14 protein-coding genes are annotated in these 13,525 nt (G+C 30.9%); 4 read left to right on the top strand and 10 right to left on the bottom strand.

The features are described 5' to 3' along the window. Positions 1-24 precede the first annotated feature (24 nt). The 3 genes from J2S15_RS08240 to J2S15_RS08230 form a co-directional block, all read right to left on the bottom strand. Positions 25-1,368, bottom strand: a complete 1,344-nt coding sequence (locus J2S15_RS08240; protein WP_307407198.1) for an RNA polymerase sigma factor — start codon at positions 1,366-1,368, stop codon at positions 25-27. A gap of 213 nt (positions 1,369-1,581) precedes the next feature. Next, positions 1,582-3,849 (bottom strand): toxin Cry1Ac domain D-VI-related protein, encoded by a 2,268-nt coding sequence (locus tag J2S15_RS08235; RefSeq protein ID WP_307407196.1) that lies wholly within the window; start codon positions 3,847-3,849, stop codon positions 1,582-1,584. Positions 3,850-3,862: 13 nt separating this feature from the next. Further along, complete coding sequence (locus J2S15_RS08230) at positions 3,863-5,200, bottom strand: RNA polymerase sigma factor (protein ID WP_307407194.1); 1,338 nt, start codon at positions 5,198-5,200, stop codon at positions 3,863-3,865. A gap of 213 nt (positions 5,201-5,413) precedes the next feature. Between J2S15_RS08230 and J2S15_RS08225 the strand changes: the two genes are divergently transcribed. Next, complete coding sequence (locus tag J2S15_RS08225; RefSeq protein WP_307407192.1) at positions 5,414-5,713, top strand: hypothetical protein; 300 nt, start codon at positions 5,414-5,416, stop codon at positions 5,711-5,713. Positions 5,714-5,762: 49 nt separating this feature from the next. Here the strand turns inward: J2S15_RS08225 and J2S15_RS08220 are convergent, their stop codons facing one another. The 4 genes from J2S15_RS08220 to J2S15_RS08205 are packed head-to-tail and all read right to left on the bottom strand — an operon-like array spanning position 5,763 to position 8,787. Next, entirely contained in the window at positions 5,763-6,971 is a 1,209-nt protein-coding gene (locus J2S15_RS08220; RefSeq protein ID WP_307407190.1) for a serpin family protein, read from the bottom strand. A gap of 50 nt (positions 6,972-7,021) precedes the next feature. Next, the gene (locus tag J2S15_RS08215; protein WP_307407188.1) at positions 7,022-7,264 is read right to left on the bottom strand and encodes an RDAC family protein; all 243 of its coding nucleotides are present in this window, start codon (positions 7,262-7,264) and stop codon (positions 7,022-7,024) included. Between the two features lie 12 nt (positions 7,265-7,276). After that, positions 7,277-7,891 carry a uracil-DNA glycosylase family protein gene (locus tag J2S15_RS08210; RefSeq protein ID WP_307407186.1) on the bottom strand — a complete coding sequence of 205 codons (615 nt, stop codon included), beginning with the start codon at positions 7,889-7,891 and terminating at the stop codon, positions 7,277-7,279. Next, complete coding sequence (locus J2S15_RS08205; protein WP_307407184.1) at positions 7,888-8,787, bottom strand: helix-turn-helix transcriptional regulator; 900 nt, start codon at positions 8,785-8,787, stop codon at positions 7,888-7,890. Before J2S15_RS08205 ends, J2S15_RS08210 begins: the two co-directional genes overlap by 4 nt. Positions 8,788-8,946: 159 nt before the next feature. On the opposite strand from J2S15_RS08205, the gene J2S15_RS08200 reads away from it, so the two are divergent. The 3 genes from J2S15_RS08200 (at position 8,947) to J2S15_RS08190 (ending at position 11,815) form a co-directional block, all read left to right on the top strand. Continuing rightward, positions 8,947-9,978 (top strand): hypothetical protein, encoded by a 1,032-nt coding sequence (locus J2S15_RS08200; RefSeq protein ID WP_307407182.1) that lies wholly within the window; start codon positions 8,947-8,949, stop codon positions 9,976-9,978. A gap of 149 nt (positions 9,979-10,127) precedes the next feature. Next, positions 10,128-11,189, top strand: a complete 1,062-nt coding sequence (locus tag J2S15_RS08195; RefSeq protein ID WP_307407180.1) for a BtrH N-terminal domain-containing protein — start codon at positions 10,128-10,130, stop codon at positions 11,187-11,189. 65 nt (positions 11,190-11,254) lie between these two features. Further along, positions 11,255-11,815, top strand: a complete 561-nt coding sequence (locus tag J2S15_RS08190; RefSeq protein ID WP_307407178.1) for a sugar O-acetyltransferase — start codon at positions 11,255-11,257, stop codon at positions 11,813-11,815. A 17-nt stretch (positions 11,816-11,832) separates the two neighbouring features. Here the strand turns inward: J2S15_RS08190 and J2S15_RS08185 are convergent, their stop codons facing one another. The 3 genes from J2S15_RS08185 to J2S15_RS08175 form a co-directional block, all read right to left on the bottom strand. Further along, positions 11,833-12,234, bottom strand: coding sequence for a DUF2178 domain-containing protein (locus J2S15_RS08185; RefSeq protein ID WP_307407176.1), 402 nt, complete (start codon positions 12,232-12,234; stop codon positions 11,833-11,835). Then, the gene (locus J2S15_RS08180) at positions 12,231-12,434 is read right to left on the bottom strand and encodes a helix-turn-helix transcriptional regulator (RefSeq protein WP_307407174.1); all 204 of its coding nucleotides are present in this window, start codon (positions 12,432-12,434) and stop codon (positions 12,231-12,233) included. Before J2S15_RS08180 ends, J2S15_RS08185 begins: the two co-directional genes overlap by 4 nt. Before the next feature lie 115 nt (positions 12,435-12,549). Continuing rightward, complete coding sequence (locus J2S15_RS08175) at positions 12,550-13,491, bottom strand: Gfo/Idh/MocA family protein (RefSeq protein ID WP_307407173.1); 942 nt, start codon at positions 13,489-13,491, stop codon at positions 12,550-12,552. Between the last annotated feature and the right edge of the window lie 34 nt (positions 13,492-13,525).

Genomic DNA, 13,525 nt, shown 5'->3' with positions numbered 1-13,525 from the left:
ATTTCCTCCATGTTTTCATATACTTTAATCTAGTTTGGAATCATACTTTGCAAAATAACCTTCTTTGTTAAAAATGATGATTTCTCCATAGCCTTCAAATTCACCATATATTTTCAAATCTTCTGTAACTTCATACGATTTACCTAAATATTCTACATATGATTCTTTATAATCAATTTGTGATAATTCATCGTTTAAAATTAGTTGTAGATAATTACCATAGTTAACAACACCAATTAATTCTGGTGCATACTCATCAATTCTATCGATTTCAAATGATGTCTTCTTATCTTTAATTATTATTGAATATTCTCCATTTTCTTCTGCTGTTAATGTAATTATGTTTTCCTTCTTTTCAAAAGATAGTTCATTCTTATTAAGCATTATCTTTATATCGTTTTCTTCGATATCCTGCTTTAATTCAATTGTAATATCAACCGTGGTACGTGTAGGGAATGTACTATAAATCATCGTTTCAATATAAGGATGACCTTTTAGTTTTTCATACATATCCTGATTATCTTTGGTTGATATACTTGCTCGTTCAGTTGGAATTGTATCCTTTGATGAAAATAAATTCATGTTTAGAATAATTGCAATTATAACCAAAACACTAACAACTAAAATCAATTTACCATTAAGCAGTCTTCTTCCCTTAATTGATTTTTCTTCATTATTAACATATAAACTCTCATCATATTGAAAACTATACTTTCTCGATAATTCATCCATATGTTCTTTAAGAAATAACCCCAATAAAGGCAACCATGCGAAACCATATAGTTTTACATCATTTTCTTCCTGGTACTCAGCAATCTGTTTCTCTAGATTTCTACGTCCTGCATGCAAGCGAGACTTTACAGATCCTTTTTTGTAATCTAGAAGTTCTGCAATCTCATCTATCTTAAGTTCTTCAAGATAGTGAAGCATAATTACTTCTCTTTGTTTTCTTGGAAGATTATTAATAAATCCAATAATAAGTTCTCGAATTTCTTTTTCTTCATAAGCTTTTGAAGGTATTGCATCACTTCGCTTTTCAATGATGGTATCTTCAAATTTTCTTGAGAAATCAGCGTTTTCTAAAAACTCCATATCTTTCTTTTTGTGATTATGAAGATATCGATAACAACTGTTTCTTACCAAGATATACATCCATGAACTAAAGGTTTCTGGATTCGTTAATGTATGCAATTTATTATAAATACGAATCATTGCTTCCTGTGATGCATCTACTGCATCTGCCTCATTACCAATTACCATATAACACCAATAATATACTTTATTAACAATCAATGAGTATAATAACTCAAATTGTCCAATATCCTTTTGGACCTCTTTGACAATTTGGGTAAGTTCTACCTTATCCATGATTTTCGCCCTCCTTCATATTAAAAATCTACTTGCCCTAATGCTTATATACATATTTCAAAAAAAGGGTTCGCTTTTATATTTCTTTTTTTACAATATTTAGTCGCTAAATTAGTGTACTTAGTTCATTTTTAGTAAAAACAGTATAGAAATAAAAAAAGACTACTAGATTTTTTGTTTCTAATAGTCTCTGTAAATCAATAAATTTTAATTCTATTCCATTTCTCTTTTCTTCATAAATACGACTAAACCACCTAATGAAAGAATTAGTAATCCTCCATATAATGAAAGGTTTGTTGCATCTGAAGTATTTACACTTTTTCCCCCAACAGATGAACTAGCATCTACGGTTGGAGCAATTGATGGATTATTCTTATTTTGAGCATCTAATTGTTTCTGTGCTTCATCAATAATTGCTTGAAGTTCAGTTTTTAAATCACCATCTGGTAATTTGTTAACTAAGTCTTGGGCCTTATCAATTTCTTTTTGTGTTACACCTGAATTAAGATTACCATCTTTGTCTAACAAGTCATTTACTGCATCTCTCGCATTCAACATGTCTTGAGCTTTATCGATTTCCTTTTGAAGAGCATCTTTTAGATCTCCATTAGGCAGTTTATCTACTGCATCTTGGGCTTTATCAATATCCTTTTGTGTTAAACCATCAGTAATATTCGTATGCGTATCATCTGTAAATAAGTTATCGACTTTATTCTTAGCATCTAACATATCTTGTGCCTTGTCGATTTCTTTTTGTAGTTCATCTTTTAAATCACCACTTGGTAGTTTATCAACAGCTGTTTGAGCATCATCAACATTCCCCTGTGTTAAACCATCAATAATATTAGTATGTGTTCCATCCGTAAATAATCCATGTACCTTATTTTTCGCATTTAACATATCTTGGGCTTTATCAATTTCTTTATTTAATTCTGTTTTCAACTCACCATCAGGTAACTGACTAACAACATTTCTAGTATTATCGATAGCTGCTTGATCTGTAGTATCATTAATATCTATATGCTTACTATCAGTGAATAAATCTTCCACAACGCCTTTGGCATCCAACATAGCTTGTGCTTTATCGATTTCTACTTGTAGTGCATCTTTAAATACACTGTCTGGAAGTGCAGTTACTGCAACTTGTGCATCATCAATTGCTGCTTGGTTTGTTGTATCTTTGATATCTACATGGTTACTATCTGTAAATAAATCTTCTACTTTTGCTTGAGCTGCAAGACGATTGTCTAAATATTCTTGTGCTAAATCTATTTCAGCTTGTAAGTCTGTTTTGTATTGTCCATCTGGTAAAGCAGTAACAAGTGCTTGTGCATCATCAATAGATGTTTGTGTTGTTGTTTCTTGAATATCAGTTTTTGTATCATTTAGTAAGTCTAACACACTGTTTTGTGCATCTAACATATTTTGAGCTAAATCAATATTATCTTGCCATTGCTGTTTTTCTGCAGGATCACTAATCCAATCAGCACTTTCTTGTGCTTTATTAATATCTTCTTGTGTTAATCCTTCTGCTGGGCCTGTTTTATCAACACTTAATAATAATTCTGAAAGGTCATCATAAATAAATGTTACAAGTGAAGGAATATCTGGTGACGCTTGAATTAAATTAGTTTCAGAAATATTTAAATACTCAAGTTTTGTATGATTTTTGAATATCTCTACTGGATTTCCTGTCAACTGATTATTTTCATACAGTGCTAGATTAATCAAATTTGATAAATTTCCTAGGCTTGCTGGTATCTCTCCAGATAAATTATTACCTTGTAATTGTAAAATTTTCAGGTTTGATAAATTCCCTATACTATCAGGTATAACCCCTGTTAATTGATTATTATATAAGAAAATTTGTGTTAAATTATTCAAATTTCCTATGCTACTTGGAATTGATCCTGTTAACTGATTATTGTACAACTGTAAATCAACTAAATTTGCTAAATATCCAATTGAATTTGGAATTGGTCCTGTCAATTGATTTCTATGTAAATGTAAATGTGTTAAATTAGATAAACTTCCTAAGCTGGTTGGAATTGATCCTGACAGTTCATTATTATACAGCTGTAGTACTTGCAGACTTTCCATATTTCCGATATTTTCAGGTAATGAACCTGTCAATTGGTTATTTACTATAGATAAAATTTTAATATTTTTAAAATTTTCGATTCCATCTATTTTCCCTGTAACTTGAGAAGTGATAGTAATGCTTGTTCCACTCCAGTTCTCCGCTTCTTCTTTACTAATAAACCCGTCACCATTACCATTAGGTGCTTGATCTATAGTAGGATATGCACTTAAAATGGCATCATGCAGTGATACTGATTCTGCAGTAAACGCCCAATCTCCAGGTGCAGCACTTGGATCAGTTGCTGCTTTTACCTCTTTTGTAACATTACTGCTTATTCCTGTAAATATCCCTATTGCTATCAGTGAAACTAATAGGGTCTTAATAATTTTCTTCTTCATATTTCCTCCGAATTTATTTTTCAAAATTTAAATTATAGCGTATAAAATACCCTTCATTATTAACTAAAGTGACTTTTACTAAACCAGAGAACTCGCCTTCAAATTTCAAGTTTTCTGATAATTCATAAGTTTGTCCTTCATGTTCAATGAATGATTTTTGATAATCAAGTTGTGACTTCTCATCATTAATCTCTAACAATAAATATCCATCATTATTATTTGCACCTATTAGTTCTGGTGCATACTCATCAATACTATTGATTTCAAATGATAGTTCTTTTGTTTTTGTGATAACTGTATATTCTCCATTTTCTTCAGCATATAGTTTTATTTCCATGTTATCTCTTTCAAAATTGATACTTTCATTATTAAATAGAATTTTAAAATCCTGATCTGATATATCTTTCTTTAAAGTAATTGTTATCTCCACTGATGTTCTAGTAGGGAATACACTGTATGCTACATCTTCAATGTATGGATGACCATTTAGTTTCTTCTGCATTTCTACATTTTCTAGTAAAGAACTTGTTTGTGCATGATTTTCTAATACTTTATTATCTGGTGGTTGTAGAAATATTAGCAAAATCCCAATGATTACGATTCCAGTAATTGAAATAATTAACTTTCCAGTAAGTGTACTGAGAAAATATCCCTTTGTTAGTTCATAAAAACTTCTATCATAAGATAAATCTCTATCCTTGCACACTTCTTCAAGATATTCATGAAGAGCAACTCCAACCAGTGGAAACCATACAAATCCATATAGTCTAACCTTATTTTCTTCTTCGTACTCCTTAATCTGCATTTCTAAATCTTTTCTACCAGAGTATAACCGCGATTTAATTGTTCCAACACTGTCTTCCAAAATCTCTGCAATCTCATTTATCTTGAACTCTTCAAGATAAAATAATGTAATCACTTCTTGTTGCTTAGCAGGAAGATTTTGAATAAACATTGTAATCAAACGTTTTGTTTCTTTTAACTCATATGCTTCATGAGGTAAATTGTCACGACGTTCCTCTTTGATATTATCTTCATACTTTCTTGAATAATTATCATCTTGTAGAAATTCAACTTCTTTGTTTTTACTTTTACTTACATAACGATAACAAGTATTCGTTACTAAACGATACATCCAAGAATTAAATGCTTCTGGACTTTTCAATGAATTGATTTCTTTATAAATTTTAAGCATTGATTCTTGTGCTACATCTTCTGCATCATCTTTGTTCTTTACTATAGTGAAACACCAAAAATATACCTTCTTGATTATCTGTGAGTATAATAACTCAAATTGTCCAATATCCTTTTGGACTTCTTTGACAATTTGGGTAAGTTCTACCTTATTCATAATTTCGCCCTCCTTAATCATCAAATTTCACTTACCCCATAATACTTAGGTACAATTTATTTTAAAAGGTTCATTTTTTGATGACTTTTTTATTATCCATAAAATTAGTCGCAATCTGATAGCGTTTCGTTCATTCTTTATATAAGAAAATAATGATTTTTATATTAGCTATTATTAATGTTATACTTTAGTTAATATTGAGAGGGGAAATATATGGCTACAGATTTAATGGTAAAAGGATTTGGTGTGATAATAATTTTGTTTTCACTAGTAATAATTATTTCAACACTTAGAGGGAACCCAATGATGCCAACACGTGGCAGTAAATCACGTGAGGCGTTTAAACAATATCCTAAAAGGAGTAAAAATTTTCTAAGTTTAGTATATTCAATTCCATTATTATGTTTTGGAATTACGATGTTAGTACCGTCCTTATTGAAATATTTTATATTGATTGTTCCTATGGCATTAGTTATTAGTTGTGTTATTTTTATATTCACTAATAAATCATAAGAAAAAATCCATTTGTACTGTGATGATATGTACAAACGGATTTTTAGTTTTATAATTCATTTACTGTTCCAATAAAAATTGGTATATCATTTTCCACATCCACAATCATATATAGGAATGGGCGATTCAATATAATATCTTCATTTTCTTCGACCATTGCAGCAGTTTCTTTAATTGTAACAGAAGTAGCTGCAGAAGCTTGTGTTCCTTCTTCATCTACATTGATATATGTCTTATGACGAATTTCACTGATTTGCAGATTGCCATTATCACTCATTCTAGAGAAATTTGCACTATCACTAAATGCTGAGACAATACCAAGATTTTTTAACGAATTAATTAATTGATAGTCTTGTTCCTGTTCAAATTTTGGCATTTGTGTATATACTTCTCGATTTTCTTGATTCTTAATAATTTGCGATAATTGCTCACTATCAAGCTGATTAACATACTCATCGATTGTGTATTCTTCACTTGGTAGTACTGCAATAAATGCGTACTTTCCATCTTCATAAGTTTTTGTGAAACTACTCATTTTTTCATTTATATAGGATTTACTTTCATCAGATGATAAATAAGAGGTATCTTGTGAATCTCCATTATAATTGGTGAAGATTCCATCTTCTATGGTTTCATAAGGTGTTTCCCACTTTGCATCAAATGCAATTGCATTGATTAGAATCATTCTTTCTGAACCATCAAGTTTTCCTACTATTTTCTTAATCTTTTCATTGGTATTATCACTAACCCAATTATTGATTTCTTTTGTTGATTTATCATCCATTGCAGTTTTATAAACTTCACTACTATAAAAACTAAAGTTTTCATTTAGGAAGTCTTGTTTTACACCCTCGGCAAATGATTCTTCAAGCCAAATCGAATTCGCACTTGAATATTGACCTAAGTTTTTACTGTAGTTAGACAGATATTGATTCATATCAGTACTTGATAAACCAAATACTTGTTCCATCTCTTCTAATGTATCACCATCAGCTCCATTCATTGTCATTCCTAAGGCTGTATAAATAGATAACGGTGATATTAAATTGGAATCACTAAGATCTTGTTGTTTTAATAATGAAAGGCTCATATCATAATAACTGTTTTGAAATTGTTCATCAATTTCTTTGGTATCAATGGTTATGCTTTTTGCCTTCAACAACGAATCATTATATGCACTTTGATTATTATCACTACATCCACTTATTAATAAAAGGGAAGCTAACGCTGTAGTGATTATGTATCTTTTGTGTTTCATAAAGATACCTCCTACCTGTAAAACGAATGAAGTTACTAAAAAGTTTCAAATTAAATAACTTTTATATCATAAGCACCATCATAGATGGGTGCTACTTGCATAAACTTATCTTTTAGATATTCATTGATTACCTTGCAGATTTCGTCGGAAGATACTTCTTTATCTCCTACCTGACGTAACTCTGCACTCTCTCCACCACATGCTCCAGCACTGTGTACAGTGTAATCAATACCATTTTCTTTTAGATATTCGTTTAGTTTATAAATTGTATTAAAGTCTAATATTTTACTCATGCTTGCTCCTTTTTATCGAATAATATCTAACATATGAAAGATATCTTCTGATGCCATCTGAAATTTAGATTTCTCGATTAAGATATTCTTACCAGTCATTATATAAGAAGGGAAGATTCGTTTTCCTTCATAAAACAATTCGGTGTTTCTCAACTTATACGTTGAAGTAGAAGGGACTGCATTTTTCTTTGTATCTTTTTTAGTAATCATATTAAATGATTTCTTTGCTACATCTCCCATCAGCATAATAACTTCTAAGTTTTTAAATAGTTTTAATTCTTGTTCAAGAATTGGCATATGCTCCTTAATTTTACTAGTTTCAATTGTATACTCAAACTTTGGTAACTTTACAGCGTTTGTAATATAGATACCTAAATCCAGGATATCCTGTATATCTTCTACTTCTACTCCTGCTTGTGCAAACAGTGGAAATGTAGTTTCCAGATACATTGGATTTGGTGCACTGCTGTAAAAGTCGTCTTTTGGATCATTGGCAACTATTTCATTAATCATAATTGCTTTTACTTTGTCTGGTTGTATTTCTACATCGGGAATATTTTTTAAGATTTCCTCATAATTATTATACTGCTCCATGATAAATGGTTTCAATTCTTTTTTGATATTCATTGTTCTTCCTCCATCTTTCTTATTATATTTTTATGTAGTTGTAGTAATTCTTTCTTTATATACTTTGGTTCAATTATTTTCACTTCATTTCCTAATGATAGTAGAAAGGAATAGATCCAATCATTGACTGGCATGTTTACTTTTACACATACTCCTTCATCACAATTACTAATTGCTGACTTCGCAAATGTATCATAAGCACGATAAGCACTCTTTTCACTAAAAATGAATTCATAGTATTCATTCGTTTCATTTATTTTGCTTTTTTGTTTCTCAAGTTCTTTTGATTCGTATGTTTCTTTTAATACTTCTAATTGAGTAATTCTTGATAATCGAAAGTAACGAGTTGCTTGTCGTTTATGACAATATCCTTCAACATACCATGCACTACCTTTGAATTCTAGATAGTAAGGATCAATCTTACGTTTACTTAATCCTGCTGAATTATAGTATTCAATATAAATGGTTTGTTTGTGTAGGATTGCGTCTTTTATCTGTTTAAACAATACTTGTTCAACATCTTCATAATCACCCCATTTATTTAAATTCATTTTCATCCAAGTAGTTTCATTATTACTTGTTAAACTTTTTAGTTTCTGATTAATTAGATTCAAATCATAATAGTTTGTATCTTCTAGAGCATCAATGATTTGTATTAATCCTTCTAATTCTTCCTTTGTAATAAGTGTTTTATCTAATATATAACTGGAATCAATCTCAATTCCACCATCATGTCCTGAGTTTGCATAGATCGGTATACCTGACATACTTAAGCGATCAACATCACGATAGATTGTTCGAGTAGATACTTCAAATTCTTCCGCTAATTGTTGTGCTGTCGTTCTACCATGATTTAATAAATAATATAAGATATGAAATAACCTACTTTTCTCCATTTTGTTTACCTCTTCCTTTACTATAGCATACTATTTGCATATTGTTGTCTATTCAAATAGAACCATTTTCTTAATTTATTAGTCTTATTAGTATAGTACTTATTGTATAAACAAGTATTTTAAAATATACTATAATAGTATTCTTTGGAGGGAATTAAGATGAGTGTTTATAAGAGTTCAATACATAAGTTATTGTCGTATTTTTTAATTGCTGCTTTTGTCAGTATTTTAGTTTTAACTATACTATTTGCCATTGTCACAAATGATGGTCTAAATGATGAAGAACTGCTTCCTATGTTTTTGGTTATTTCTATGGTAGTTGGTATTCTTAACGCATTGTTTCATTACATTACAATTAGTGTTGATGAAGAGGAAATAAAGTTTACTCGTTTCAATCGTGTATATCGTACGATTTCAATGCGTGAGCCATCTATTTCATCATACATTGTAAATCACTATGTAAATGGAATACCTGCTGGTAAGTCATTGTATGTACGTGTCTTTCATTCTAATAATAAACAGAAAGATTATCGCTGTAGTGGTTTTTCTAAGAAACAGTTTCAAAATTTGATTGGTCAAATTTATATATTAAGAAATGGGGAACAGGTAGTAAGTGAACCTGTAACACAACCTACTGATACAGAAGAACTAATAAAGGTAGTATATGATATTCCTAAAGACGAGTTGCTGGTAAAAGAATATCGCAGACAAACAAAACTATGGATTGTCTTCACTGTAATTACTGCAGTTATTGTAATTGGACTGTATATATTTTTATCTAGTTCTGGACTTGATTTATTCTCATCAGAGATGTTTACACCATTCCTGATGATGGTTGGACTTATTCTATTAATGTGTATCGGAATTCCATTTTTTACCTTTAGAAAGCAGTTAAATGCTATCTCAAAGGACATTCCTTCACGCTTGATGGTAAATGATACAACTATTACAATTGATGATGAACATTTTCAGGTAAATCAAATAGAAAACATAAAAGTAACACCACCAAAATATGGAAACAATATGAATAATCAGAAACGATCGATACGTTTTCATCATCAAGGTAGAACATATGTATATTTCTTTGGATATGTAAACCCAACACTTCCTTACTATGAAAACTACGAGGATCTGTGTATCCATTTAGAAGAAATATTCAGAAAACAAAATCAGTTTATTTATGAAATCTAGGTCATTTCTTTGAAATGACTTTTTCTTTTCCTCCCGATTCTACTGTACCAAAACTTCACTGACACCTTTTGTCATAGAAGTTTTTTATTTTTGTGTTGACGTTATAAATATTTTTAGGATATTCTAGAAGAACAGAAGCGGAGGTATACATGAAAATAATTGAAAATTTCAAGCATCACAAAGATGACTACGAATGTATGTGGAATGGCATTGAAGATATTTACATGAATCACACAGGTACTACAATTCCTGATCAATTCTTTTTTCTGATGAGTGGGTTTGGTGGATTTGCTTATATCAAAACAAACGCAGCAGATATTAAACGAATGGTATCTTTTGGAGATGGTAGAACCAAACAAATGTATCAATACCTTGCACCAATTGTTGGTTTTGAGTTTCGCCATATTCAATCTAAGACTTTTGAACTGGCTATGAAGAAAGCAAAAAAAGAAATTGATAATGGGAATCCTGTCGTTCTTGGTGCTCTTGATATGTACTATCTTGAATACTATCCAAAACTATATGAAGGAGATCATATTCCTTATCACTATGTATTGATGGTTGGATATGATGATGAAAAAGAATGTATCTATCTCTATGATTGTGGAAAGGAAGATCTTCAGCAACTTTCCTATAAGAACCTAAAAGCTGCATTAGATGTTGAATGTCCTGGGATGAGCAAGCCAAACACTATATGTACAATTCGCATGGATAAACCCGCAGATATTATGACAATTGCCAATACCGCTCTTAAAGATAAGGCAACCACATTTATCAGTCCTCCAACCGGGTTTCTTGGTTACAAGGGAATTCAAAAGCTAGCAAAGGAATTTTTGAAATGGGATGAAGAAATCGGAGTAGATGAGACAAAGAAAATTATTAAGAATATGGTCTACTTTATGGGAACTGTTCCTGGATATTCGAATCGTCTGTTAGGTATTGATGAACCTGAGATGAGTATCTTTATGGGTGGACGTGATAAGATGAACCGCTTTATGAAAGAACTTGGTGAAGCAGAGAAGAACACAGCATGGATAAAAGCTGGTGACCAATTCTTGAATAGTGGAAAACTATTTGAGGAAATGCATGAACTGCTGGTAGACTATCTACTTGAGATTAGTGATGAACGAGAAAAAGTTCAACAGCTACTTCTACAGATTGCAGATAAAGAGAAAGAAGCTTTTACTCTTGTACTAGAGGGAACCCACTAGATTTTGTATGCGTAGTGGAGTCATGCTATAATTGAACAATGATAAAGAAAAGCGAAAAACAAAAAATGATTGATGGGGAACTATACAATGCCCGCAATCCTAAATTGGTATTGGAACGTGACCACACGGCAAGTGTTTTGCAGAAATATAATTCAAGTACGTTTCATGAAATTAATATGCAGCACAAATTAATGAAGAAGTTACTAAATACAAGTGGAAACTTTTGGATTAAACCGCCATTTCATTGTGACTATGGATACAATATTACAATAGGTAAAGAAGTAATGTTGAACTATGGTTGTACATTGTTGGATGTTTGTCCTATTATAATTGAAGACTATGTGTTAATTGGACCAAGTACTCAGATTTATACAGCATGTCATCCAATTGATCCAAAGCAAAGGAAAGATGGAATTGAGTTTGGTAAACCGGTCACGATCAAAAAGAATGCATGGATTGGTGGTAACTCAGTTATTCTTCCAGGAGTAACTATTGGCGAGAACAGTGTCATTGGTGCTGGTAGTGTTGTAACTAAATCAATACCAGATAATGTAGTTGCAGTAGGAAATCCCTGCAAAGTTATTAAATCAGTTTATGAATCAGAAAACAGCAAACCCACAGAGTAGATATCTGTGGGTTATTTTTAAACTTTTTTACTAATGCGACTGGATGATACTATCATCAGTATTGGTTGAATAATCAATAATCCAATAATCACAAGAGCAGCAATCTGAAAATCTAACATTAAGAACACAATACCGATCCCTGCAATTAAAAGCATATTAATACAGTTTACCATATATGCACTTTTCTCTCTGATCATTATATTTCTCTCATCATTAACTTCATAACGATATTTTACATTTTTCATCATTTTGCGCTCATGATCATAAGACATAAATGAAGCACCAGTAATCATTGAGCCTAGTGCAAGAATTAACATCTGTGTATTTTCATACCAATTATCAGGAAATAATCGCGCAAGATAACGGCTGCTAATCATTATAATAATTCCTGTGATTCCAATAACTATATATTTTCTCATTTTGATTCCTCCTCATAAATAAATATTTCTTCAATTGTCATATTAAAATAGTGTGCAATTTTAAATGCCAAGGTAATAGATGGATTATAGCGTCCATTCTCTAAAGAACCGATTGTCTGTCTTGAGACTTCCAATATTTCTGCTAGTTCTTCCTGACTAATTTTATTTGCTTTTCTAATTTTTTCTAAATGATTTTTCAAAACATCACCTCTTAAATGGAAAGCTTACTTTACATTTATAAGATATCATATTACTTTAATAATGTAAAGTTAACTTTCCATTTAAATTTAAAAAAACTAGCAATTGCTTGCTAATTTATTTATGATTCACGATTTGTAAGATTTCTTTGGATTGTTTTTCACCCATAATAGGGCTTTCCAGATATCCTTGTTTCATGCACCAGATTGCATGTTCAATTTCACCTTTGAAATCACTTACTAACTTCACACTAATTTCTTTAACGTTACCATGGTTATCTACAAACTCCGCAACATTATTTTTCCAGAAGTTCTTAGTTTTAATGTAACCCTTAGTTCCATAAATGAATCCATTGTTTTCGTTATGGCTAATCCAGCTACTGTTGAATATACCAACAACACCATTCTTATAGCGAATTAAACCTTTGGAATAGATTTCAATATCTAGTTTATCTTTTATTCGTTCTACATGTATATCTTCAATATCACTACCTGCGAAATAATTAATATAACTGATTGGATAAACACCGATATCAAACGTACATCCACCAAATTCAGAGTTGAACACCCAATGTGAATGATCGCTGTTATCAATATACATACTACTGCTGTAAGTAGCATCAATTGCAACTAGATCACCAAGTTCACCACTATCTATAAATGCTTTTATCTTTTGATTCAATGGTGTAAACAAACCTTTGTGGGCTTCCATTAGAAATACATTATTTGCTTTGGCAATCGCAAATAATTCTTCTACTTCTTTTTCACTAGCAACCATTGGCTTTTCACATAGAACACTTTTCTTATTCTCTAATGCTTCTTTGATTTGCTGGTAATGTAGAGCATTGATAGTTGCAATGTAAACTAAATCTACCTGATTATCACTCCATACATCATCGTAGCAATCAAAGAATTTTTGTGCACCATATTCTTTCTGATACTGTAATGATTTTTCTCTATCACGAGATGCAACACCATAAAGAACTGCACCCTCTGCTTCTTTTATACCTAGAATAATTCTTTTTGAAATGCTTCCTAATCCCAGTACAACTATATTCATCATTTTCTCCTTTAAAAAAGTCCTGCTAAAACAG

The sequence above is a fragment of the Breznakia pachnodae genome (assembly GCF_030814225.1).
Taxonomy (GTDB): Bacteria; Bacillota_I; Bacilli_A; order Erysipelotrichales; family Erysipelotrichaceae; genus Breznakia; species Breznakia pachnodae.
Note: the sequence above shows the minus strand (reverse complement) of the source record. Positions and strands in the feature narration are given on the sequence as shown.